This window comes from Flagellimonas chongwuensis, assembly GCF_013376415.1.
Lineage (GTDB): Bacteria > Bacteroidota > Bacteroidia > Flavobacteriales > Flavobacteriaceae > Flagellimonas > Flagellimonas chongwuensis.
Genome location: NZ_WYET01000004.1, coordinates 227,105 through 252,839, shown reverse-complemented (window position 1 = coordinate 252,839; position 25,735 = coordinate 227,105). Strand labels below are relative to the sequence as shown.

General features: G+C 41.3%; 20 protein-coding genes. 5 read left to right on the top strand and 15 right to left on the bottom strand.

Annotation, left to right across the window (positions count from 1 at the left end; genetic code table 11):
- The first annotated feature begins 24 nt into the window (after positions 1 to 24).
- Both GUA46_RS08240 and GUA46_RS08235 read left to right on the top strand, forming a co-directional pair.
- Positions 25 to 2,238: an alpha/beta hydrolase gene (locus GUA46_RS08240; protein WP_176620086.1), complete on the top strand. Its 2,214-nt coding sequence runs from the start codon at positions 25 to 27 to the stop codon at positions 2,236 to 2,238.
- 145 nt (positions 2,239 to 2,383) lie between these two features.
- Positions 2,384 to 3,004 (top strand): L-threonylcarbamoyladenylate synthase, encoded by a 621-nt coding sequence (locus GUA46_RS08235; RefSeq protein ID WP_176620085.1) that lies wholly within the window; start codon positions 2,384 to 2,386, stop codon positions 3,002 to 3,004.
- Between the two features lie 55 nt (positions 3,005 to 3,059).
- On the opposite strand, the gene GUA46_RS08230 is transcribed toward GUA46_RS08235, so the two are convergent.
- The 3 genes from GUA46_RS08230 to GUA46_RS08220 form a co-directional block, all read right to left on the bottom strand.
- Positions 3,060 to 3,932: an OmpA family protein gene (locus tag GUA46_RS08230; protein ID WP_108247019.1), complete on the bottom strand. Its 873-nt coding sequence runs from the start codon at positions 3,930 to 3,932 to the stop codon at positions 3,060 to 3,062.
- Between the two features lie 96 nt (positions 3,933 to 4,028).
- Positions 4,029 to 5,030, bottom strand: coding sequence for a glycosyltransferase family 2 protein (locus GUA46_RS08225; RefSeq protein ID WP_176620084.1), 1,002 nt, complete (start codon positions 5,028 to 5,030; stop codon positions 4,029 to 4,031).
- A 12-nt stretch (positions 5,031 to 5,042) separates the two neighbouring features.
- On the bottom strand, positions 5,043 to 5,489 hold the full coding sequence (locus GUA46_RS08220) for a type I restriction enzyme HsdR N-terminal domain-containing protein (RefSeq protein WP_176620083.1): 447 nt from the start codon (positions 5,487 to 5,489) through the stop codon (positions 5,043 to 5,045).
- Between the two features lie 26 nt (positions 5,490 to 5,515).
- On the opposite strand from GUA46_RS08220, the gene holA reads away from it, so the two are divergent.
- On the top strand, positions 5,516 to 6,517 hold the full coding sequence (holA, locus tag GUA46_RS08215; protein ID WP_176620082.1) for a DNA polymerase III subunit delta: 1,002 nt from the start codon (positions 5,516 to 5,518) through the stop codon (positions 6,515 to 6,517).
- A 3-nt stretch (positions 6,518 to 6,520) separates the two neighbouring features.
- On the opposite strand, the gene GUA46_RS08210 is transcribed toward holA, so the two are convergent.
- The 6 genes from GUA46_RS08210 to GUA46_RS08185 all read right to left on the bottom strand — a co-directional run bounded on the left by GUA46_RS08210 (position 6,521) and on the right by GUA46_RS08185 (position 17,826).
- Positions 6,521 to 6,898, bottom strand: a complete 378-nt coding sequence (locus GUA46_RS08210; RefSeq protein WP_108247023.1) for a DoxX family protein — start codon at positions 6,896 to 6,898, stop codon at positions 6,521 to 6,523.
- A 96-nt stretch (positions 6,899 to 6,994) separates the two neighbouring features.
- The gene (locus GUA46_RS08205) at positions 6,995 to 9,406 is read right to left on the bottom strand and encodes an alpha-ketoacid dehydrogenase subunit alpha/beta (RefSeq protein ID WP_176620081.1); all 2,412 of its coding nucleotides are present in this window, start codon (positions 9,404 to 9,406) and stop codon (positions 6,995 to 6,997) included.
- Between the two features lie 157 nt (positions 9,407 to 9,563).
- Positions 9,564 to 12,311: a gluzincin family metallopeptidase gene (locus GUA46_RS08200; RefSeq protein ID WP_313790862.1), complete on the bottom strand. Its 2,748-nt coding sequence runs from the start codon at positions 12,309 to 12,311 to the stop codon at positions 9,564 to 9,566.
- A 97-nt stretch (positions 12,312 to 12,408) separates the two neighbouring features.
- The gene (locus GUA46_RS08195; protein ID WP_176620080.1) at positions 12,409 to 13,095 is read right to left on the bottom strand and encodes an LOG family protein; all 687 of its coding nucleotides are present in this window, start codon (positions 13,093 to 13,095) and stop codon (positions 12,409 to 12,411) included.
- A gap of 15 nt (positions 13,096 to 13,110) precedes the next feature.
- Entirely contained in the window at positions 13,111 to 15,972 is a 2,862-nt protein-coding gene (gene uvrA, locus GUA46_RS08190; RefSeq protein ID WP_176620079.1) for an excinuclease ABC subunit UvrA, read from the bottom strand.
- A 105-nt stretch (positions 15,973 to 16,077) separates the two neighbouring features.
- Positions 16,078 to 17,826: an APC family permease gene (locus tag GUA46_RS08185; RefSeq protein WP_176620078.1), complete on the bottom strand. Its 1,749-nt coding sequence runs from the start codon at positions 17,824 to 17,826 to the stop codon at positions 16,078 to 16,080.
- 82 nt (positions 17,827 to 17,908) lie between these two features.
- Here GUA46_RS08185 and GUA46_RS08180 point away from each other — a divergent pair, with 82 nt between their 5' ends.
- Positions 17,909 to 18,436, top strand: coding sequence for a hypothetical protein (locus GUA46_RS08180; RefSeq protein ID WP_176620077.1), 528 nt, complete (start codon positions 17,909 to 17,911; stop codon positions 18,434 to 18,436).
- Here the strand turns inward: GUA46_RS08180 and GUA46_RS08175 are convergent, their stop codons facing one another.
- Together GUA46_RS08175 and GUA46_RS08170 are read right to left on the bottom strand one after the other, a co-directional pair.
- The gene (locus GUA46_RS08175; RefSeq protein WP_176620076.1) at positions 18,437 to 19,213 is read right to left on the bottom strand and encodes a TIGR03915 family putative DNA repair protein; all 777 of its coding nucleotides are present in this window, start codon (positions 19,211 to 19,213) and stop codon (positions 18,437 to 18,439) included. It lies immediately after the preceding gene.
- Between the two features lie 107 nt (positions 19,214 to 19,320).
- The gene (locus tag GUA46_RS08170; protein ID WP_176620075.1) at positions 19,321 to 20,583 is read right to left on the bottom strand and encodes a putative DNA modification/repair radical SAM protein; all 1,263 of its coding nucleotides are present in this window, start codon (positions 20,581 to 20,583) and stop codon (positions 19,321 to 19,323) included.
- Between the two features lie 145 nt (positions 20,584 to 20,728).
- Here GUA46_RS08170 and GUA46_RS08165 point away from each other — a divergent pair, with 145 nt between their 5' ends.
- A complete protein-coding gene (locus GUA46_RS08165; RefSeq protein WP_108247047.1) occupies positions 20,729 to 21,484 on the top strand; it encodes an XRE family transcriptional regulator in 756 nt (251 codons plus the stop codon).
- Between the two features lie 9 nt (positions 21,485 to 21,493).
- On the opposite strand, the gene GUA46_RS08160 is transcribed toward GUA46_RS08165, so the two are convergent.
- From GUA46_RS08160 to GUA46_RS08145, 4 genes are read right to left on the bottom strand one after another with little or no spacing between them, the layout of a single operon-like run.
- Entirely contained in the window at positions 21,494 to 22,483 is a 990-nt protein-coding gene (locus GUA46_RS08160; RefSeq protein WP_176620074.1) for an SMP-30/gluconolactonase/LRE family protein, read from the bottom strand.
- Positions 22,484 to 22,530: 47 nt separating this feature from the next.
- Positions 22,531 to 23,451, bottom strand: a complete 921-nt coding sequence (locus tag GUA46_RS08155; protein ID WP_176620073.1) for an ATP-grasp domain-containing protein — start codon at positions 23,449 to 23,451, stop codon at positions 22,531 to 22,533.
- Between the two features lie 10 nt (positions 23,452 to 23,461).
- A complete protein-coding gene (ggt, locus tag GUA46_RS08150) occupies positions 23,462 to 25,147 on the bottom strand; it encodes a gamma-glutamyltransferase (protein WP_176620072.1) in 1,686 nt (561 codons plus the stop codon).
- The gene (locus GUA46_RS08145) at positions 25,135 to 25,728 is read right to left on the bottom strand and encodes an acyl carrier protein phosphodiesterase (RefSeq protein WP_176620071.1); all 594 of its coding nucleotides are present in this window, start codon (positions 25,726 to 25,728) and stop codon (positions 25,135 to 25,137) included. The genes ggt and GUA46_RS08145 overlap by 13 nt, the downstream gene beginning before the upstream one ends.
- Positions 25,729 to 25,735: the final 7 nt, after the last annotated feature.

The window sequence follows — 25,735 nt, the reverse complement described above, 5'->3', positions numbered from 1 at the left end:
GACCAAACCAACCAACCTCCCCCTATGAAGAATCTCTTTCTTAAACCTGTTTTTTTAGCAGTCGCCATTCTTGTTGTCACGATTTTTGGAGTGGCCGGCTATCACTACGCAATTGGATACCCCGCATGGGTGACCATGGCTGCCGGAATACTGATAGGCATAGTACTGATTATTGTATTAAAATTATTGCTCACTTTGCTTTTTCCACTGGGCAGGAAAATCCCATTGCCCATTGCAACTACAATCTTGGGAGGGTTTTTGGCACTCTACATTATGCGGATGTATGCTTTCAGGTGGCCATCCGTATTGTTTTATACGCTCGCTTTATTCGGTTTTATCTGCTTGGTATTGATTGTTTTCGGTATTTGGCAAATCTTGAAAAATAAAAATACCGCAAGGGGAGGTGTTCTAATACTTATTGGTATTGTGCTGATTGTCCTTGGGCTATATGGATTCAATGCCCTGGATGGCGACCCATATTTGGAAGAATCAACATCCGAAGAGAACATATCCGTAACTACTTTGGGCAAATTGGGTATTGCAGACCCTTCTGAAAAGGGAAATTTTGATATTGAAGTTTTTACCTATGGTAGCGGAACCGACGATAAAAGAACGGAATACGCCGAAGGTGTTAGGATTAAAACACCAACTGTTGATGCATCACTATTACTACCGGAATGGAAGGGCAAAAAGAAAAAATGGCGAGAAAAATACTGGGGCTTTGGAGTGGATAGTTTTCCTTTGAATGCCCGTGTGTATATGCCCAAGGGCAATGGGCCCTTTCCAATGGTGATGATGGTACATGGCAACCACAGTATGCTCGATTATTCCGATGGGGGTTATGCCTATCTCGGAGAGCTTTTGGCCAGCCGAGGTATTATTGGGGTCTCAGTGGATGAAAACTTCATCAACGGACATTGGTCCGGTGATTTTATGGGCAAGGAGATGCCAACTCGTGGTTGGTTGCTGCTCAAACATCTGGAACAATGGAGAAATTGGAACAATGATGAGAGTTCTGAATTGGCGGGAAAGGCAGATTTGGAAAATGTAATCTTAATGGGGCATTCCAGAGGAGGTGAAGCGGTATCCATTGCGGCAGCTTTTAATAAATTAGAGAGGTTTCCCGATAATGGTAATGAAAAGTTCGACTTTGATTTTGGGATTAAAGGTATTATCACAGTAGCACCCACAGATTATAGGTACAATCGTGAGATTAGTTTAAAAGATATCAACTATTTGAGCATTCAAGGAGCATCAGATGCTGATGAAACAAGTTTTTGGGGAATGCGTCCGTATCACAGATTAACGTTCTCCGATGGTTTTGATGGCTTTAAAACTGGCTTATATATGAACCATGCCAATCATGGTCAATTTAATTCATCGTGGGGCCGTTCGGATTTTGGCGCTCCAATGAAATGGTTGCTCAATCTTGAGCCGTTGGTCACAGGAGAGGAGCAACGGCAGGTGGCCAAGGTTTATGTGAGTGCATTTGCAGAGAGTGTGTTCAAAAAGGATAAGGATTATCTGCCTATATTCAAGAACGTGGATTTGGCGCATGATTGGTTGCCCAAAGAAACTTATAGAAGTCAATATAGCGATGCAAGCAAGCAAGTATTGGTTGATTTTGAAGGAGATTTGGATTTGACCAGTGCGTCTAACAGTATAACATTGGCTGCCAAAAACTTCAAAATCTGGAGAGAAACCGAATTGATGTCCAGAGACGGCGGGAGCCAGCAAAACAATACTTTGGTCTTGGGTTGGCAGCATGGTAAGAACGTACAAAAGGACTCCCTTCCGATATACAGTATTATGTTGCCCGATACTTTGAGGAATTTCAGTATAGCCGATACTTTGGCTTTATCCATGGCCATGGGCGATATTTCCGAATTGGACCTAAAAAAGGACGACAAGAAAATGGAGGAGCCAAAGTTTGGTTTCAATTTTAGTGTAATGCTTAAAGATAGCACTGGAAACACCGCATCGGTGGCGATATCGGATTACAATGCTTTGCCCGGAATTATCAAGACCAAGTTTACCAAGTTTGATTTTCTGGATAAAAACATGATTGGAAAAAACTCGGAAGACCAATTAAAAAGCTGCTATCTGCCTATTTCATCTTTTTTGAAAAAGAATGATAGCCTAAATCTGGATAAAATTAAAAGCATTCATATGGTTTTTGATAAGGACACTTTGGGCGTGGTTATTTTGGATGATATAGGGTTCTATCTTGACAAGTAGGTTTTACGGTACGCTATAAATAGACTTCAATTTGCTGAATATGTAGATTGATGGTGGCCATCAATCTATGTACCATCCTCACGTTCAATAAGTATTATCTTTGTAGTTGTTCTTTTGAAATGGGTATAACTTTTTTTGATGACTTATGGCAGAATTGATAAAATTATATGAGGAAAATCCTAATCCAAAGCAGGTTCAACAGGTAGTTGACGTGCTTAGGGAAGGTGGCCTGGTAATTTATCCCACCGATACCGTATATGGTCTTGGGTGCGATATTACCAATTCAAAAGCATTGCAACGCATTGCCCGTATAAAGGGAGTTAAGTTGGAAAAGGCCAATTGGTCGTTTATCTGTGCCGATTTGAGCAATCTTTCGGATTATGTTCGCCAAATAGATAGCCCTACATTCAAGATTCTTAAAAGAACCTTGCCAGGCCCCTATACTTTTATCCTGCCGGGGAATAATAATTTACCAAAGGACTTTAAGAAAAAGAAAACGGTGGGTATTCGTGTGCCCGATAATTCGATTGCCCGTGCCTTAGTAACAGGATTGGGACACCCTATTGTTTCTACATCTATCCGTGATGAAGATGATATTTTGGAATACACCACCGACCCTGAACTAATTTTTGAAAAATGGGAGAACTTGGTGGATATTGTAATCGATGGGGGGTATGGGGATAATGTCGCTTCCACCGTAATAGACTTATCGGGTGATGAACCGATAGTGATTCGGGAAGGCAAGGGAAGCCTTGAGATATATTAATAAAAAAAGCGGCCTATTTGGCCGCTTTCTTATTCTATAAGCTAAAGCTTATTTCTTATTTTCCAGAACCACCGATTGCTGGGTCTTTCATTCCTTCTTCGATCATGCTATAGAACTGATCGATTTTTGGAAGTACAACAATTCGTGTTCTTCTGTTTTTAGCTCTGTTTGCAGAAGTATCGTTACCTACTAGTGGTACGTAGTAGCTACGTCCGGCAGCGGTCATTCTTGCAGGGTCTACACCAAAATCATCTTGTAGTATTCTAACAACGGATGTTGCTCTTTTAGCACTCAAATCCCAGTTGTCAAGTAGAACACCGCTTCTATAAGGTACATTATCAGTGTGACCTTCTACCATAAATTCAAAATCAGGCTTGTTGTTCACTACTTTGGCTACTTTACCAAGTACTTCCTTAGCAGCGTTGGTTACGTTGTAGCTACCACTTCTAAACAATAGTTTGTCAGAGATAGAAACGAATACAACACCTTTTTCAACACTGATTTCGATATCTTCATCGTCCAAGTTGCCCAACACACCTTTTAGGCTCTGTACCAAAGAAAGGTTTACAGAATCTCTACGTGTAACGGCATCTTGAAGTTTTCTAATAGTAAGATCTTTTTCTTTAAGGCTTTCCAAAGACTTTTCAAGGTTTTCGGCACCTTTAGTGGTAAGCGTTGTCAAGTTGCCCATGTTGTTGATAAGCTCTTGGTTGTTCGCTTTAAGGAATGCATTTTGATCTTCGAGAGTTTTCAACCTAGAGTCAGCGGTTGCTTTATCTTCCAAACAATCGTTCAATTTAACGGTTGCGGAATTTAATAGGTCTTGCGTTTCTTTGTGCTTGGCCTCCAATTCGGCATATTTCTTTTGCGATACGCAAGAGGATAATAGAATCGTCATTGCCAATGTTCCTAGAAAAACTTTTTTCATAGTTCAGATTATAATTTAAGGATTGTTAGATATATCAAATGTTAAAAAACTACACCAAAATTAGATAAAAAGCAAGGTACCTATATTTCGGCTTCGTTAATCTTTTACTAAAATGTTAAAATTCTCTACTTGATGTACGAAGTAGGACCATACTATGGATGTCGTAATATGGTATTTTAATATAAAATTAGCTTTTTCGCGCTTTCTGTACATTTTTATAAAGTTAGCATAAAAGCTAAGATGAGCCCTCAAGATAGCGAAGCAGTGGTCGAATTTTAATTGGAAAACAAAACGTAATGCTGCCAAGGCGTCTAAGGCCAATCGCGCAAATACCAGCGGGATTGCTTTTTTTCTGGGAAGATTTTTTGTGATGGAGTACAGCGAGTTCCTAAAGTTGAGAAATGTTTTCTTCGGGTTCATATTGGAAAGGGTGCTACCGCCCAAGTGATACACGCTACTATGGCCTACATAATATACTTTATGACCAGCATTTTTTGCGCGCCAACATAAATCTATCTCTTCTTGGTGGGCAAAGTAGTCCTCGTCAAACCCTCTTAATTTCTGAAACACGTCACTTTTAATGAACATACAGGCACCAGTGGCCCAAAATACTTCTCTAATATCGTTGTACTGTCCTTCGTCTTTTTCGATGGTCTGAAAAATGCGCCCCCTGCAAAAAGGGTATCCAAACATATCAATGAATCCACCTGCTGCGCCAGCATATTCAAAATGGTCTTTTTGGATTAGGTCCAAAATTTTTGGTTGAATAATGGATGCTTCTGGTATCGACTTAAAAGCATTTTTGACAGGCTCCAACCAATTGGGAGTTACTTCCACATCGGAGTTTAGTAAGCAGAATATATCTGCTTTAATGTGTTCAAGGCCATCGTTGTATCCTTTGGCAAAACCACCATTAGAGCTGTTCTGAACTATTCCGATGCCAGGGTAGTATTGTTTTAAAAAATCAACAGACCCGTCCGTGCTAGCATTGTCCACCACATATATATCGGCTCCATCCGAATGCTTCATAACAGAAGGCAGGAACCTTTCGAGCAAGGCTTCTCCATTCCAGTTGAGTATGACGACGGCGATTTTCAAAACGGAGGCAAATTAACGGCTAAAATCAGGAATATCCTTCAAAAACGCATACTTTTCATTCTCATGATCCATTTTGCAATAATAATGATCTAGACCGTTGGTCACCATTAAGTATTCAGCCTTTAACTCGTAGTTGTAACGGGCTATTTGGTCAAAAGTATCTTGAGTGATTTTTACATCGGGACCTTTGCACTCGATTAGAAGATAGATTGAGCCATCAGGTTTAAATACGACAACATCGTATCGTTTTTTTAAATTGTTGACCGTCAACTGTTTTTCAACATTGATCAAGCTTTTAGGATAATTTTTGGTAAAGACCAAATATCTGAGCACATGCTGGCGAACCCATTCTTCCGGTTGGAGGACTACAAATTTTTTACGTAGCCCATCAAAAATGTACTGCCTATTTTGGCTATTTTTGATTCGAAACGAATAGGTTGGAAAATTCAAATCTTGCATTCTACAAAACTGGTGATATAATTTGAATGGACAAAGTAAAGGAGATTGTATCGGAAATCAACAAGGGAAATCCAAAACCTATATATTTTTTAATGGGGGAGGAGCCCTATTATATTGATAGGATTTCTCAATATATTGCCGAAAATGTACTTACGGAAGATGAAAAAGGCTTTAATCAGATGGTACTTTATGGAAAGGATACCACTGTTGATGATATAGTTGCCAATGCCAAGAGATTTCCTATGATGGCTCAGTACCAAGTGGTTATCGTGAAAGAGGCGCAACATTTGTCAAGAACTATCGAAAACCTTGTTCCGTACGCCGAAAACCCACAACCGACCACAATTTTGGTACTTTGTTATAAGTACAAGAAGCTTGATAAGCGTAAAAAACTATATAAGGCCGTCAACAAAAGTGGTGAGTTGTTCGAAAGTAAAAAACTGTATGATAATCAAGTGGCAGATTGGATTCGAAGGACCTTGGCGAGTAAAAAGTACAAAATTTCCCCCAAATCTTGTATCATGTTGGTGGAGTATCTTGGAACCGATTTGAGCAAAATCAGCAACGAACTTGATAAATTGACATTGATTGTCTCACCTACCACGGAAATAACCCCCGAACTGATCGAAGAGCATATCGGTATAAGCAAAGACTTCAATAATTTTGAGCTGAAAAAGGCAATAGGGGAGCGGGACGTTAAAAAGGCATCACGAATCATCGATTATTTCGCACAGAACCCAAAAGACAATCCCTTTGTGGTTACGGTTACTCTTCTGAACACCTTTTTTACCCAACTTTTACAGTATCATGGACTCAAGGACCATTCTCCGGGAAATGTGGCCAAGGTACTTGGAGTCAACCCCTATTTTGTAAACGAGTATGTAGTGGCCGCAAAAAATTATCCCATGAAAAGAGTGAGCGGCATTATTTCCAGCTTAAGGAATTTAGATCTAAAGGGAAAAGGAGTAGGTGCCAGCAATATGGGACAGGCTGATTTGCTGAAAGAACTACTCTCCGAAATAATCTAAAGGTTATTTTTTATCCACACTGTACTTGCCCGGGCCCAATAGCATTATAATTACAAAAAAGGCAAGATAAAGCAATGGTAACTCTTTTCTTCCAAAAGGATCAGCACCATGGGCGATAAAAGCTGCAACGAACATAGTAATGGCTGCAGGTATTGCGGCCCAACGGGTTTTAAACCCGATAATCATTAATAGGGGGCAGATAAATTCACCAACAACGGCTAAAAACAATGAGGGAGCTTGGCCTATCCCAAAAGGATCAGCAAATTCCGTGTTGCCATTGATAAGTTTCATAAGTTTTGGATAACCATGAGTAAGCATAAATGCTGATGGAACTATCCTTAATAATGCCAGACCCAGGTGTATCAAAGTATTGTTTTTCATGTGGGGAAAATTAATGCACGTGAAAATATAAATTATGTTTTAAAAAACGTAACATTAATTGACGAAAAGTGCTTTTGAATTGACTTATGAGAAATACTAACGTAAAGATGGATATGATTTTGGGTCCGATTCGTGCATAATCTGATATACCTTCTCAAAAATATCTTCGGCATTGGGCTTGGAAAAATAGTCCCCATCAGAAGCATAAGCCGGCCTATGCTCCTTGGCCGATAAAGTTTGGGGTGCACTGTCCAAATATTTATAGCCACCTTGCTTTTCGACCACTTCTTGCATCAAATAGGCCGAACACCCTCCTGGAACATCTTCATCAATCACCAAAAAGCGATTGGTTTTCTGAAGACTTTTCACCACGTCATGGTCTAAATCAAATGGTAGAAGTGACTGTGCGTCGATAACCTCTGCATCAATGCCTACTTCCAATAAATCGTTTGCTACTTTTTCCACAATACGAAGTGTGGAACCGTATGATAGGAGTGTAATATCCGTTCCTTCTTTAAGGGTTTCTACCTTGCCAATTGGTGTGCAGAACTCTCCTAGATTAGCGGGTTTTTGTTCTTTTAGGCGATACCCGTTAAGGCTTTCTATGACCAAAGCGGGCTCGTCACTTTTCATAAGTGTATTGTAAAAACCTGCTGCTTGAGTCATATTTCTGGGTACTAAAATGTACATTCCTCTTAATAAATGCACCAATCCTCCCATAGGGGATCCAGAGTGCCATATTCCTTCCAAACGGTGCCCGCGTGTACGGACGATGAGCGGAGCCTTTTGTTTACCCACGGTCCGGTACATCAAAGTGGCCAAATCATCACTCAATGTTTGGATGGCATAAAGGATATAATCCAGATATTGTATTTCAGCAATGGGCCTTAAACCACGGAGGGCCATACCGATTCCTTGACCTATGATAGATGTTTCACGAATTCCTGTATCGGCAATCCTTAGTTCGCCATACTTCTTTTGAAGGCCCTCAAGTCCTTGGTTAACATCACCAATATTTCCAGTGTCCTCACCAAAAATAAGTGCCTCAGGATATTTGGAGAAAAGAGCGTCAAAATTGTCCCTCAAAATGATTCTTCCGTCGACTTCCTCGGTTTTTTCAGGATAAGAAGGTGCTACGGACTCTATTTTTGTGGCCTTATTTTCTAGTTCGTTATAAAGGTGCGAACTGTAATGGGGTTCGTTGGATTTTAAAAAATTATCTATCCACTGCTGGAGCTGTTTTTTTTCCGGGGTGGATTCACCTAAAAGGTAACGAAGTGCTTGTCTGGATTTTGATGCTAAATCTTTCTTTAGAGGTTCTTCAGTAGCAATTAGATCATTTTTTAATTTATTGATGAACGCTTTGTTGGGACTTTGTGCGGACACTTTTTCCAATAGTTGCACCAATTCCTTTTTCGCACTCAACTGAGGTTTCAAAAATTCAGACCAAGCTTCTTTTTTAGCGGAACGTACTTTGTGCTTTATCTCGCGTTCTACCTTTTTAAGCTCTTCTTCTGTGCTTATGCCATTTTCTATGATCCACTCTCTAAAACGTTTGTTGCAATCATTTTTGCGTTCCCATTCCAGCCTTTCTGTGGATTTGTACCTTTCGTGCGATCCGGATGTCGAGTGACCTTGAGGCTGGGTCAATTCTGTTACATGGACCAATACGGGCACATGGCCTTCGCGTGCAATGTCAGATGCATTTTCAAAGGCATGTATCAGCGCTGTATAATCCCATCCCTTTACTTTTAAGATTTCAAAGCCATCATGTGTTTCATCCCGTTGTAATCCGCTCAACGCTTTGGAGATATCACCTTTGGTGGTATGGAATTCGGAGGGTACCGAGATTCCATATTCGTCATCCCAGATGCTTATTACCATGGGTACCTGCATTACCCCGGCTGCATTCAGGGTTTCAAAAAAATGACCTTCGCTTGTGCTTGCGTTGCCAATGGTCCCCCATGCTACTTCGTTCCCGTTTTTGGAAAAATTGGATTGGTCGATTCCCTCGACATGTCTATATATTTTTGAGGCTTGTGCCAAACCGAGCAAACGGGGCATTTGGCCTGCGGTGCAGGAAATATCGGCACTACTGTTCTTTTGTTCGGTCAGGTTTTTCCATGTTCCATCTTCATTTAGGCTGTGGGTCACAAAATGACCGCCCATTTGCCTTCCGGCACTCATGGGTTCCTTCTCCAAGTCCGTTGTGGCATAAAGTCCATGAAAAAATGCTTTGGGGCTTAAGTAACCCAACGCCATCATAAAGGTTTGATCACGATAGTAACCGCTTCTAAAATCACCATCCTGGAATGCTCTTGCCATAGCAAGTTGAGGAAGCTCTTTACCGTCTCCGAATATTCCAAACTTGGCTTTTCCCGAAAGTACTTCGCGACGTCCCAATAGACTACATTCCCTACTCATAACGGCGGTCTCGTAATCTTGAAGAATTTGAGATTTGAAATCGTCAAAAGAGATGTCGTTACTTGTACTAGGTTTAGGTTTCATGGATGTTTGAAGATTTATGCAAAACTATTAAAAATACATCAAAATAGCAACATCAAACCTTGTTAATAAAATGAGAATTTATTAAAATAAACCATTAAAAAATAAATATATATTAATTTATATTGATTTATTGGATATTAAATTATTGATTTGATAATCAAAACCACTTTCGAGTAAACAAACCTGTCAAGGTCCTAGGACTAATAGTGACTATAAAGCGAATACGCTCTCCATAGTTGTCTTGAGCTATTTCCCACCCTCGATTGGAGTATACGGGAAAGTAGAGTTCAAAATAGTCCGTCACCAAATTTAAGCGGATACCGGAATCGTATACAAAACGAGGGTCATTGCCTTTGTTTCTTATGAACCCCAAGTCACCATATGCCTCGACCCATCGCCAAATATTGGTACTGGCGTTAGTGGTGGCGATCCAATCGTTTGCAAAGGGGTTTTCCAATTTTGACTTAAATCCTCCTTCGGCAATGATGACCTGTTGACTGTACAAGCCGGAATCCTCGGATCTTCCCAGATAGGCAAGGTCGAACATATAATCGGTGGGCCTGTCCAAAGCGAAACTGAAGAAATTGGATTCCGTGTCGTTTCTTAGAAATTTACCTGCATAAAAGCGTAGATTGAACTGCCTGTTGCTCTGGAAAAGCTTTCGGTATTCGAACTCAAAGGCAAGCTTAGTGAATTCACTGGAGTGTTGGGCATCTACAGACCAAAGAGAGTAGTTAAGAATGTTGTTGTCCACATCTGTATATCGCGCATTAAGGACCCCGTAGTCTGGGTCGGTATCCAACTCCCCAACAAGGCTCTCGTCTATGTTCCGGTAAACACTGCGATAACGAAAAAGAAGGTTTTGTCTCCGGTTGGAACGTAGGTCATTGGGGCGCCACCCAAAACTTACTGCCGGCGTAATCGTGGTAAATCGAGAGTTTTCCTGAAAGTGCGAGGTGGAGGCTGAAAACGAATAATTGGTGACGTAAAGCCCAGTTTTCTTGTGGTATTTTCTATACCTGAAACCAACTTTTCCTACCATTGTTTTCTCCAAAAAGGAATAGGTAGGGGAGATATCGTATTGGAATTGGCGCTCCAAGAAAGTTTTGTTGTACAATCGTAAACCAGGCGTAATACCATCATAAAGGTTAAAATTTGCAATAGGGACATAAAACACCTGATTATAATAGGGATCCTCGGTATCCTTAAAGAATTGAAATTTTAATTTTTTATTGCTGGACAGCCACCCGTTCAAGGTCTTCCAATTATCACGTTGATTAAACTCAGGGATTTTTTGATCATAGTTGAGCACTAGTCGGTCCTCAGTTTGGCGGGGAATGGTAATGCTTTTGGTGCTGTCTATGTCCGAAAACCAATATTGGGAAACCACGGAATCATTTTCCAGTCCAAAAACCGAAATGGGAACGTTGGTGCCTCTTTTATTTTTCAAAGTAAAGGTGATGGAGTCTTCCGTTTTCTGGATTTTTTTGATCTTGAAATCTATTTTCTTGTCAGTGGATACATATTCATCAAAAAACCAATCAACATCTTTGTCAGCATATTTTTCAATAGTTGCTCTAAAATCAGTGGCGCTGACCTGTTGCTTCTGCTTGTAATTTTTATAGAAGTCAAGCACGGTGCTATCGATCTCCTTTTTACCCAAATAAGCGGATAAATATGACATTCCAAGCCCAGCTTTATAGCCGTTGGCGATTTTTTCGTTGAACTTGATCAATGAATCGTTGGAGGTGGTCAGTGCTTGGTCAATGTTTTTTCGAGCGGACAGCATACTGAACAGTGAGTACTGTTCATTAAAGTCCATTTGTGCCAAATGGAAGTTTTTAAGGCCCCAAATTCTTGAAAGTTTTCCAATCAATTTTTGATCAGGGTAGTGTTCCTCCACAAATTTTATCATGAGGTAATACCCGATGGCATCGTTTACCCATCGTTCTTTTCTTGGGTTCAGATATAATGATTCCTTCAAGTAATTTCGGATGGCCGTTTTTAGGAATTTCATTTCAAATTGAAATTGCTCTTCGTATGGCCTGATAAAAGATGGAAGTTGACTGATTCCGTAGAGTGGAGACCTATTGTAGTCAAATTCACTTACCAAAAGATTATCGTGCGGGTATTCACCCATATTCTCATAAAGAAACTGTGAAATCTTGTTTATGGATATGCCCTGGGCTATTTCCTCATATTTATTGGATTCAATATCTGTGGTTATGGTAACGTAGCTGGTTATGTGCTTGGTGAATCTTTCGTCAATAGTAAGTATGATTTCACAACTTTTTCGTTTGTCGCCAATGAGTTGCACGTGTTGTCCTTCTGGAAAATTGGAAATACTGGACATACGATAATTGGAGGCAACATATAGCAGGTTCGGAAAAGTAAAGTTGATACGGGTATCGGTGAGGTCGGTGTACAGATCGTCAAGGTTCATATTATCGTACAGCTCCCAGTCTCCATTTGTAAAAACCGCAGGGGTAAGGTACCAATCCTTTAAATTATACCCGTTGCCCGTATGCCCATATCCAGTAAACTTGGCTTCCGGCAATTTAATGGTGTAGGTGAAAAACAGCTTAACAGACTCTCCGGGTTTAAGAATTTCATTCAGGTTAACGGCAATGATATCCGTATTGCCGCGCCGTTTCCAGTCCAAACCTGCGTAGTTGTTGTCCACAATGGACTTAATCGTGGTTTGTCCTCGCTCCCTGTCCTTTGCCAAGTGCAGGCTCCTATTGAATTCTTCACCAAACCTTTTGGCCAAGGCAGTATTTTTATTAGAGTAGGCATGGTTCCAATCGTTGAAATACAATGTGGAAAGACCTCTTTTGGATTGGTTTACGTATGTGAAATGCTGTCGTATACGAATTTGATTGGTGGGCCCATCGAGTGTAGCCACAATCTCATTTCGGTGTTGCGACCAAAGTTTGGGGCACACCAGAATGATAAGCAGCGAAGCGCTAAGTAAAACTCGATGGATAATCAATGTAGTAGGATTAAAAATTTGGACTCAATGTTCTGCCCTTATAAAAGGCGTCTATAATCTCAACAACTTCATCTTCGGTGTCCACCAATTTGATCAAATCAAGGTCTTTTGGACTAATGTTACCGGCTTCGACCAAAGTATTTTTGATCCAATCCATCAATCCCTTCCAGAATTCGGTACCAACAAGTATAATAGGAAATGTATGTATTTTATGAGTTTGAATCAAGGTGAGCGCCTCAAAGAACTCATCCAATGTTCCGAATCCTCCAGGCATTACCACAAAACCTTGAGAATACTTCACAAACATTACTTTTCGTACAAAAAAGTAATCGAAATCAAGACTTTTATCATCGTCAATATAAGGATTGTCATGCTGCTCAAATGGCAGGTCTATGTTCAATCCAACAGAGGTTCCACCAGCTAAACTAGCTCCTTTGTTACCGGCTTCCATGATTCCGGGACCTCCACCGGTAATGACACCATAACCGGCCTCGGCGATTTTTTGAGATATTCTAACCGCTAAATCATAATATTGATGGCCTTCGCGAACCCGTGCCGACCCAAAAATGGAGACACATGGTCCTATTCTGCTCATTTTTTCAAATCCATTGACAAACTCGCCCATAATTTTGAATATGGCCCATGAATCGTTTGTCTTTATTTCATTCCATCCCTTGGAATGTTGCTCTCTTCGCATATGCATAACTTTTATCTAAACTGCGCGTGCAATTTTTTGTTTAGTATTTTCCAATTCTTTCTTTAAAAACTTGGCGGTAAAGCTTTTTTTGTCCTTGGCGACTTCTTCCGGGGTACCGGTAGCAACAACTGTTCCACCACCTCTTCCTCCTTCATAACCTATGTCTATAATGTGGTCCATCATTTTGATTACATCCATGTTGTGCTCTATTACCAAAATGGTGTTGCCCTTGTCCACCAAACGGTCGAGTACGTCCATAAGTACTCTAATGTCTTCAAAATGCAAGCCTGTTGTTGGTTCGTCGAGGATATAAAAGGTGTTTCCAGTGTCCCTTTTGGAAAGTTCCGTAGCTAACTTTACCCTTTGGGCTTCACCACCGGATAAGGTAGTGGACTGTTGACCCAATGAAATATAACCCAAACCTACATCTTTTATTGTCTTAAGTTTACGATGAATTTTTGGAATATTCTCAAAGAAATCTACAGCTTCGTTGATGGTCATTTCCAAAACATCGGCTATCGATTTGCCTTTATATCGGATTTCCAAGGTTTCCCGGTTAAATCGTTTGCCATTACAGGTTTCACATTCTACGTATACATCGGGCAAAAAGTTCATTTCAATCACTTTTAGGCCGCCCCCTTGACAGGTTTCACATCTTCCTCCGGCCACATTGAAACTAAAACGCCCCGGTTTATATCCGCGTATGGTAGCCTCCGTGGTTTTGGCGAAAAGCGAGCGTATTTCACTAAAAACCCCAGTGTAGGTGGCTGGGTTTGATCGTGGAGTACGGCCAATGGGAGACTGGTTGATATCGATGACCTTGTCGATATGTTCCAAACCCTTGATTTTTTTATACGGCATTGGTTTTTTAACGCCATTAAAATAGTGGGCGTTCATAATAGGGTAGAGGGTTTCGTTAACCAAAGTGGATTTGCCACTCCCGGAGACCCCGGTGACCCCTATCAGTTTCCCCAATGGGAAATCCACGGTCACATTTTTAAGGTTATTGCCGGTACAACCCGAAAGAGTAATCTTTTTGCCGGTTCCCTTACGTCTTTCTGCTGGTACTGGAATTTCCAGTTCCCCTGTAATGTATTGTGCGGTCAATGTTTGCTGGTTGACCAAATCCTTTGGACTTCCTTCTGAAATGATTTCTCCGCCGTGCTTGCCGGCCTTTGGGCCTATATCGATAACATGGTCTGCACATTCGATCATGTCGCGGTCGTGCTCCACTACAATTACTGAGTTTCCGATATCCCGTAAGGCTTCCAAAGAATGAATCAGGCGTTCATTGTCCCTCTGGTGCAAACCGATACTAGGTTCGTCCAAAATGTAGAGTACGCCCACCAATTGTGAGCCAATTTGCGTGGCCAAACGAATACGTTGCGCTTCACCACCTGACAATGACTTGGAACTGCGGTTCAATGATAGGTAATCCAACCCTACATCCAATAAGAACCCGACACGTGCTTTGATTTCCTTGATGATTTCCTCGGCAATTTTCTTTTGGTTGCCTTCCAAGGTATCTTCTAGATTGTGGAAGAAATTGTTCAGCTCTACAATGTCCATTTGGGCCAATTCGGCAATATTTTTACCATCTACTTTAAAATAGAGAGATTCTTTCCGCAAGCGGGAGCCTTCACATTCTGGACATTTCACCTTGTCCATGTAATCTTTGGCCCATCGTTTTATGGATGTTGAGTTAGCTTCTTCATACTGGGTCTTTATGAAGTTGGAAATACCTTCATAATCAATTTTGTACTGTCTCTTGACCCCTAAGCTTTTGGAGTCTACCTCAAAACTTTCCTTGCCACCCTTCAAAATAACGTTCATGGCTTCTTCCGGAATCTTTTCAATGGCATCTGTCAAATCAAAATTATACCGCTGCGCAATGGTTTCCAGTTGTTTGAAGGCCCAAGATTTTTTGTATTCGCCCAAAGGGGCAAGTCCACCAGATTTAATGGATATTTTTTTGTTGGGAATGATTTTATTCTCGTTAACCTGGAACACGTGGCCCAATCCACTACATTCCGGACACATTCCTTTCGGAGAGTTAAAGGAAAACGTATTTGGCTCTGGTGTGGGATAGGAGATGCCCGATGATGGACACATTAAATCCCTGCTGAAATACCGGGGCACGGTTTCGCCTTCTTCCAGTACCATCAAAACATTTTCTCCACTGTACATGGCCGTATTGATGGTTTCGCTCAAACGTTTATGGAAATCTTCGTTGTCACCGACTTTTAAACGATCGATTACGATTTCGATATCGTGGGTTTTGTATCGGTCCACTTTCATTCCCTTGGTGATGTCGGTAATCTCACCATCTACCCGAACTTTTACAAACCCTTGCTTGGCAATTTGTTCAAACAGTTCACGGTAATGTCCTTTACGTGATTTGATGACAGGCGCCAGCACATTTATTTTTTTGTCTTTGTAAGATTCAATGATTAAATCCTTGATCTGCTCATCGCTATAGCTTACCATTTTTTCGCCCGTATTGTAACTGTAGGCATCGCCGGCGCGGGCAAAAAGAAGACGAAGAAAATCGTAAACCTCTGTGATGGTACCGACCGTGGAGCGCGGAGATTTTGATGTGGTCTTTTGTTCAATGGCGATTACTGGGGAAAGTCCATCGATTTTATCTACATCGGGACGTTCCAAACCGCCCAAAAATTGTCGGGCATAGGCTGAGAAGGTTTCAATATATCTTCTTTGACCTTCGGCGTAAATGGTGTCAAAGGCCAAGGAGGATTTTCCGCTGCCGGAAAGTCCAGTAATCACCACCAGTTTTTCACGGGGTATGGTGACATCTATATTTTTCAGATTATGGACTCTTGCGCCCTTAACCTCAATATGTTCTTCGTAATTGATCATAAATCATAGCAAACCTCAAAAATAGCGATTTGGTATGTAAAAATGAAGTGGCCTTTTGGTTTCGTTTTTGTTAACGATGGAATGTTTAAAGTACCATGCTTTCCATCAAATGATGAGGCGGACGCCTCCGAGCTCTTGCAAAGGGTATGGGAATTTATCGCTAGGGCTTCCAATAAACATAAAATTGATGGGAATATTCCATTTTTCGGAGAGTTCTTTTATTTTTTTGGGTGTAAATTCTCCTTTCAATTGAATGTATTCGATTTTAATTTCTGGATATTCCCTATCCAGTACTTTTAAATCAGATATAAAGCTGTCGGTGGCCTGTTCTCCTTCGGAAAAAATAGATACGATTTTTAATTTGCGGGTATGCTCGTTGTTTCGGATGTACAGCAGCACTTTATTGAGAGCGGCCACATCATCTTTCTTGGTAAAATAGACAAACTCTTGGTCGTTGATGTGGTCGATTACCCGATTGATACCTCGATAGGATTTCACCAAAAATCGGTTGATGGGGTCCAGAAAATACCGAATCAAACGTAATAACAATTTTAACAGGGCGGTCCTATTGAGCATTACCAAAACCAGTGCTATGGTCGGAACAAAATATTCCATAAAAACAACCAAATAGTCAGGGTTCAAAAGAATATTTCCCACCAAAGCTGTAATTACCGAAGCAATGGCAACAAGTAAGGACAACCAACCAGAACGTTCAGGCCGTGGTAGGTTTTTTCGCCTTACTTTAAGCAAAATATTACCAATGCCAAAAAGTGCCATTACGGACAAAAAGGCTATGGTATACACACCGGCCAAAGCTTCCAAGTCACCTTCGGTAATCAATAGAATGGAAACACAAAGCATAAAAAACACGATGGCAATCCGGTAGGTGCTTCCGTTCTTGTTACGTTTTAATAAAAATGGGGGCAGGATTCTATCCAAAGTGATACGTTCCACCAGACCGGATACACCCACGAAGGAGGTAAGTACGGCCCCGCTCAAAACCAGTACGGCATCCACAGAAACCAAGAAGGATAACCACGAACCACTTACTTGGTTGCCCATTATGGATAGCAATGCTTCACTATTGGACTCTATATCTGAAATAGGTAAAACGGCCAGCGCCAAAAAGGCAATTAAGGGATTAAAAATGGTGACCACCACCCACATATTGCGCAAGGTTTTGGGAAACACGCCTTTTTTCTGCTCTTCAACGAAGTTGGCGGAGCTTTCGAATCCGCTTATACCCAACATGGCCGCAGAAAATCCAAAGAACAGGGCCATGGGCAACGCACCGTGCTTTACGGGCAATGCGTTGTTGTCGGCAAACACATCCAAGCCATGTTCGAAAAGATAGATGCCTGCGAAAGAGGATAATAAAATCAAGGAAGCCAAATGGAAAATAAAAATGACAATGGCCACTTTGGAAGATTCGCCAATACCGATGATAACCAGCCCCATAAATATGGACAATAGGCCTATAGTGGCCAAAATCACGGGCAGTTGTGGCACAATGTTCTTTAAATAGGCCATGGCTTCATTGGCGGAGATTACCGCGGTCGCCATATACGATAATAAGGTCAGAGACGCAGCTAAAGATGCCATTCCCTTGCTGGTGGTGTTCAACAGGGCGTTGTAGGCTCCTCCGTTCATGGGCAGTGCCCCGACTACTTCACCGTAAATTTTCCGAAATAAAAAGAGAACAACACCGACAATCAACAATGAAATCCATGCATATTGGCCTGCATGTAAAACGGCCAAAGCGGATACGTACAGACAAGAAGAACTGATATCGTTACCACTGATTGAAGTTGAAGCCAACTCCCCGAGCTTTGCTCTTATTTTTCGTGGTTCCATGAATACTGGTTAAAAAACCGACAACGAAGTTAGGGCTTACAACCAAAAAATCTAAATTTGAGAACAGAAAATAAATACAATTATGAAAATATTAGGCATAGGCTCAAGAATAGATCATCCGGAATATGGCAAAGGTGTGGTCACCAACGTATCATCCAAACATTATTGGGTTACTTTTTTGGAAAATGGATTGGAAACCATTGATCTTGATGCTGATTTTGAGGTAATCGAAAGCGTAGAGGACGAGGTGGACAGCGTAAGCTTTTTTGACGTAGAACGCTCGCTGGTAAAAATACTGGAAAAATGGAGCGACACGCACGAAAAAGTTGCCATGGCCGATAAATGGAAAGGAGGTAAATTGGTTTTGGAATCCGGTGATGGTACGGCCAACAAGGATATGCCCATTGAAACCTTTTTCCATAAAATTGTGATGGTGCGCGACCGTATCCGCGTGATGGAACAAAAGATAAACAGCAGTAAAAACTTGGACGACCAAGAAAAAGTGGACCTACAGCAGTATATTACACGCGTTTATGGCAGTTTGACCAGTTTTAATGTGCTGTTCAAGACCAAAAGCGACCATTTTGTAGGGGAGAAGAGTAAGGGATAATCAAACCGCTTCCTTTTTCTCGCTCAAATACTTCCAATAGCGTTTAGGTACGTGTTGTTTATGCAGTTTAGGGTTAATGCGAGATGCGATATTGGTCCTTTTAAAATAATCGTTCCAAAGCGTTTGGCATTCATATTCTTCGGAGGCAAAGGAATCACTTTTTACTGTTTTATTATGGTGAATATCTTTTAAATTGAGGGATACCATCTCCACATGGTCCAAATCGTAATAAATACCATACTTGCGCTTTACATCATAAATTAACCATTTTTGGTCGGCGTAACGGTCGCGAAAATGTTTGGAGATTAGAGGTAGAATATCAAAATCAGGTTCTATGTTGGCAAAGAAGATTTCATCCTTGGTCAATTGAAATCGTACAAAGGCTTCCATACGATGTTTCTCGCGCCCCACTTTTTTGGCCAATTGGGCAATGTAAAGCACGGTACTGTCCGAATAGTCCAAATTTTTACCACTTTTGGCACGCATCAATTTTTGAATGTAGCTGTAGAGCATCATTTCGACGCCTTCGGCTTCGCTCAAAAAAGCAAAGTACACATTGGAAATGGCGTTATGGCTCTTGTTGCGGATTCCGTTCCAAACCCGTTTTGCTTTTTCAACATTCGTGAAAACAGTTTCGGTTTCAGAAAACAATCCGTTTTGGGATTGATTGTTCTTTTGAATGTCTGCCACGTTGATTTTCTCATCAAAGGCGACGAAGACGGAAGTCAAGAAACCATTAAAACTGCCGTCGTAAACTAAGGTTGTTGAAGTATTCATAATGTTTGCTTTTTAGTTTCGTTAATGTCATTTCGAAGGAGTTTACGACTGAGAAATCTAGATTTCTACCCTTCGGTCGAAATGACTTACTTGTCAATTGCCTGTTGCTAATTGAACAAGGACAATTGTGCACTGTACTGATCTCGAAACTTTCCAGAGGACTGTTGCAAAATCATACCTTTAATTTTATCCGCATCCATATCGCGACGTTCCCATAGCCGGGAATCGCAGACCATAAAATATTGGGCACGGTTGAGGGCCACCCCGATTTTTTTAAGGTGGTCCCAGTTCAATTTTCTAAATTTTCTTGCTTGTAAAATTTTATGCACCGATTGCATTCCTATTCCCGGAATTCGAGCCAACAATTGTTTGTCAGCTGTATTCACATTTACGGGAAAGTGATGTAGGTTTCGTAAGGCCCATGAGAGTTTGGGGTCCACATCCATATCTAAGTTGGGAAATTGATTGTTTAAGATTTCGCCGATGGAAAAACCATAAAAGCGTAAAAGCCAATCCGTCTGATACAAACGGTTTTCTCTTAGCATAGGCACCTGGGAGCCAATGGCTGGCAAACGGGAATCGTGGGTCACCGGAACATAACCGGAATAATACACTCGCTTCATATTATACGTTTTGTAATAATAAGTGGCTGAATACATGATATCCTTATCCGATTCTCCCGAAGCGCCTACAATCATCTGGGTGCTTTGTCCCGCCGGGGCATATTTCGGTGTATTTTTAATGACCTTCCGCTCTGATTGGTAGCGCACAATTTCATTCTTTACCTTTTCCATAGGTTTGGTGAAATCTTCATGTTTTTTGTCAGGGGCTAAAAGTTTTAAACCTGATATGGTCGGAACCTCTATATTTACGGAAAGTCGGTCGGCGTAAAGACCTGCTTCGTACATTAACTCATCACTTGCACCAGGAATTGACTTTAAATGGATGTAACCATTGAAATTTTCCTCGTCACGCAGTTTTTTAGCTACCGCTATCAAGCGTTCCATAGTGTGGTCGGGGCTTTTGAATATGCCAGAACTCAGAAAAAGCCCCTCGATATAATTTCTACGATAAAAATTGATGGTGAGGTCCACCACTTCCTGTACTTTAAAAGCAGCCCTTGGTACATCGTTGCTTTTTCGGGTCACACAATAAGCGCAATCAAAAATGCAGTGGTTGGTCAAAAGAATTTTTAATAATGATACACATCGACCATCTGCCGTGTAGGTATGGCAAATACCCATTTTGGAGGCATTACCCAACCCTTTGTTTTTGTTGGAGCGGTCACTGCCACTGCTTGCACAGGAGACATCGTATTTAGCGGCATCGGCCAATATGTTCAGTTTTTCTCGTATCCTATCAAAATTCATAACTTGGAAATATTCCAATCAAAAATATGGAATTATTCCAATAAGTGGAAATAATCCATGAATATTTTTGGAAATAATCCAAAACGTTTATATTTGGTATGGATTGTCACTTCGACTTGCTCGGCCTGACACTATCAACAGGAAGATGGAAAATGAAATAACCTTAAAAAGATTTACCGATTTACGAAGGGAACTTGGTTTTACTCAAACTGAATTTGCCGATTTACTCGGTGTTAAGAATACAACAGCGGATATAGAGCGGGGGAGGACCAAACTTTCGGGGAAAGTGGTGACCGAACTTTTAAAGCAATTTAAAATCAATCCTCTTTGGTTGTTTGGGGAAAGTGACCAGAAACATCTGGATACCTCCAAAACTAGCGTAATCCCAAAAGTCGTAACGGTTGATAATTCAGATAACGATAACATGGTGATGGTAAATGCCAAGGCCGCTGCGGGCTATCCGCAGAATATTTCCGATACGAGTTGGTACAGACAATTGCCTGCTTTTGACATGCCCATTCCAGAGTTCCGGAATGCAACGTATAGGGGGTTTCAAGTAGAAGGGGACAGTATGTTGCCGAATCTAAGACCTAATGACTGGGTCTTGGCCCGTGCCATCGAACATATCGATTATGTGAGCCCAAATAAAATGTATGTGGTGGTCCTTCAGGACTCTGTTATGGTAAAGAAGATTGAGCGAAAGCCAAACTCCAACAATATTACCTTGGTTTCTTTAAACGAAACCTACCCGCCATACGAAATAAAGCCCTTTCAAATACAGGAGATTTGGGAAGTGAGCAGTAAATTGACTTTCAATGTGGACGCCACAACTGAAACTGGACTTTTAAGGCAGTTACAGGAATCGATGGAGGAGCTGAAAAAGCAAATAGCAGGAAGTTAGTATAGGCTTTTAGAATCCCAGACCCTTTGATTTTGTTTGGATTCTCATAAGATAATTATGAGCAGTCATGTACAGGACTGAACCATCATTGCCCCATGCACAATTCGCTGTTCGCTGTCCGGTTTCAATTCGTCCCAACAACTTTCCTTTTGGAGTGATGACTAAAACTCCACTTGGTCCAGTGGAAAATATAGTTCCGTCCGCAGCTACTTTAAGACCGTCCAAGGAACCTACAAATCCTTCTTTCAATAACTGAGAGGCATCAAAAAAGATACGGCCTTCATCCAAAGTGCCGTTGTTTTTTATTTGGTAAACCATGATGTATGACTCGTCCGAATCGGATTGGTTTACATAAAGTAATTTTTCATCTGGAGAAAGGGCCACCCCGTTGGGTCTTTTGAGGTTGCTGACCACCATTTCGACCTTGCCTTCGGAATCAATTTTATAGACTCCGAACGCATCAATTTCCCGGGAGTGTGAATCTTGTTGCTCGGGCAAACCGTAAGGTGGGTCGGTAAAGTAATAGGTGCTATTGGAGGTTTGAACAATATCGTTTGGACTGTTGAAGCGTTTGCCTTTCCAATTATCCGCAATGGTGACTTTGCCTCCATTTGCCAATGGCATTTTTGAAATCCTACGGTCGCCATGTTCGCAGAAAACCAGTTCTCCTTGCTTGTTTATGATCAAACCGTTACTTCCTGGTTCACGACTATAAGGAGAAATTCCTGTATATCCGGATGGTTTTAAAAATTCGGTAACACCTTCCGTTTCACTCCATTTAAAAATGGTGTTTTGGGGAACATCTGAAAAAAGAAGAAACGAGCCTTCCTTCACCCATACAGGACCTTCGGCCCAAATGAAACCCTCGGCAAGCACTTCAATTTTTGCATTTTTATCTATGTAATCATAAAATGCATCATCCAATGCGACCAATTTAGTTTTGTTTTGACCAAAACAACTTATTGTAACAAGAACAAACAGTAGGGCTAATTTTTTCATTTTTAATCATTTACGTAAATATAAGACATCGCTATCTTAAGATGTTTCTATTTTTGAAATAGATGTTCCTTAATCCCAATGGCCAGGGTGTCCGCTGCTTCTGGATGGAGTCTAAACCATAGTTCGGGCTCAAAAATCTCCAGTTCGGCCAAAGCCCATTTGCCTTGATTGTCCTTAAAAATATCGACCCTTGCATACATGGGGAGCTCGGGAGCGGCAAACACAACACTTTTGGCAAAAGCAATTTGATCTGCACTCGGGGAATAGGGGTGTACGGTACCGCCAAAATCGTCTTGCACCCTAAAATCACCTGTTTTGGCAATTTTTAAAACTGCGTGGGTGAACTCTCCGTTAAAAAGCATCATGGAGATTTCCCCTTCGGATACGATGTGGTGTTGAAATTCTTGAAGCATCATGGCCTCCTCCTTAATCAGTTCCGAAAAGATGGATTCGTGCTCTGCAACAGTGCTATCGTCCAATTTATAGGTATGTCTTGCCGCTCCGGACACACAAGGTTTGAGGATATATTCGTTTCCGTAAAAATCATGTTTCGATTTCGAAATTTCAATTGTTTCGGCAAGTGAAGGTGTGGCTCCCTGTTCGATAAATATCGTTTTTGGAATATTAACGCCCGCAATTGACAAATCCTTTAAATAATGTTTGTCGATGTTCCAATAGATGAGCTTTTTGGAGTTGATGAACTTTGTTTGCTGTGAGGTTTCATCCAACCAAAGTGAAAACTCTGCATATCTATCAAAATAGTCCCAAGTGGTTCGGAACAGGGCATATTTAGTGCTCGTCCAATCAAAACCGGGGTCGTCCCAAGCTTTTCGGACTGCTTTTAGCCCTTGATTTTGCAAAGCTTCCAAAACCAACCGGTCTTCTTGGAGAACATTTTTAATATAAGGTGTTTTCTTGTCTGGGGCCACATAACGGTGGTCCGTTAGAACGACTACGTCAAATTTCATTCAGTAAGGATTAATAGCCAACAGCGGTATCATCACCACGTTTATCCGCTCCACCTTCAAGTTTACCATTCGGCAGAACTCGAATAGCGTCTACTTTTCCGATTATGGGCGTACGTTCTTCGTTAATGATATATCCTTTGCTCTTTAATTCTTCAATTAATTCTTCGGAGAAACCTTCCGGTTCAAAAATGACCATATCCGGCAACCATTGGTGATGAAAGCGGGGTGCATTGACAGCTTCTTGCATGCTCAAATTAAATTCATATACATTTAGGATAGTTTGTGCTACAGCGGTGATAATGGTCGACCCTCCGGGAGTGCCCACGACCATGTACAGTTCCCCATCTTTTTCCACAATCGTGGGGGTCATACTGCTCAACATACGTTTTTCGGGTTGAATGCTATTCGCTTTGGCCCCAATAAGACCAAATATATTAGGAACTCCCGGTTTAGCACTAAAATCGTCCATTTCATTGTTCAAAAAGATGCCCAACTCCTCACAGAACAATTTAGAACCATATCCACCATTTAATGTTGACGTTACCGAAACAGCGTTGCCTTCCCCATCAACAATGGAAAAATGGGTGGTCTGGTCGCTTTCAATTATTTCGACTTCGCCATGGCTTACTTCCGATGACAAAGTTGCTTTATCAAATGAGAAATTCTCCATTCTATCCTGAAGGTAATCATCACTCAAAAGAACATTATATGGTATATCAACAAAATCGGGGTCTCCCAAGTAAAAGTTTCTATCGGCATAGGCCCTTCGGGATGCTTCGGTAAACAATTGGATGGTTTTGGCGGAGTTATGTCCGAAATCAGAAACATTGTAGGGCTCCATCATTTTAAAGATTTGATTGATGGTCACACCTCCGCTGCTAGGTGGGCTCATGGAAATAATTTTCATGTCCTTATAGCTGAAAACAATGGGGTCTCTCCAGACCGCTTCATATTTTTCCAAGTCTTCTTCGGTGATCAGACCACCTTTTTCTTGAACAAATGCGGCGAGTTTTTGGGCGATTTCACCTTTATAGAAGCCATCTCGACCTTCTTCCATTATTTTACCAAGGGTTTTGGCGTAGTTGGGATATTTTATGGTATCACCTGCTGTAAATGGTCCTGCAAATTTGGTGCCGTCACCGTTGGCCTCGATAAATCGTTCACGCGTTCTTTCCAGTCTATTGGCTTGGTTCTCGGTAACTACCACGCCCTTATTGGCAAGTGCAATAATAGGCTCAATTATCTCATTCAGAGGAAGTTTTCCAAATTTTTTATGGACTTCCAACACTCCTGCTACCGTGCCGGGAACTCCAACTGCCGTTCCTCCCGAGGTGCTCAATCCAGAGATTACATTACCCAATGAGTCCAAATACATGTCCTTATGGGCTGCCAGAGGAGCTTTTTCGCGATAATCGATTCCGCCGACCTCGCCATTGCTTTTGCGGTACACCATAAATCCACCACCACCAACGCTTCCAGCAAAAGGGTATGCAATAACCAAGGTTAGCTCTGTAGCTACCATGGCATCGAAAGCATTTCCTCCCTTTTTCATAATATCAACAGCGAGTTGCGATGCTTCTTTACGGGCAGAGACAACCATAGCCTTTTCGGCTACTAATCCGGTAGGTTCCGCTGGCTGTTGCTTACAATTGACAAAAAAGATTAGGAAGGGCAGAAGGAGTATCAGTCTTCGCATAGAGAAATAAATTTTTGGTTGGAAAAGGTAATTAATTCTTCAAAAAAGGAGGTGAACTCATTTTCGAATTCGGTATAATGTTCTTCAAGGTCCAAAATGGCAAAGTTCATTTTGGATTTGTTCTTGGTGCGTCGGTTCATGCCATGCAGAACATTGTTGATACCGGCTAAGTTGGCATAATTCAGCAGCCAATTGTCCGCCATCATATAGGGCATCATTCTTTTGGTGGCCATCGGGAGCACATCATAGTTGTCTTCCAATAGGTTATAGAAGTTTTCCACATACTCATCCAAGGGCACTTCTGAATAATCGCTCCAGTTCTTGGCCAAAAAATGGTCGTAATATATATCTACAATGACCCGACTGTAATGACTGTAATTTTTATGAAGACGTTTACTGCTCTTCCGAACCGTGGGATGCGAATCGGTAAAAGTATCGATTTCGCGGTGCAATAGTATGCCTTTTTGAATCTTTATGGGCAAATGACCAAACTTGTTTCCACGGATATGATCGGCAAAGAAATTGCCCAAAGTAATCTCTTTATCATCAAAAGAAAGATAGATATGCGCTAAGAAGTTCATCGGGACA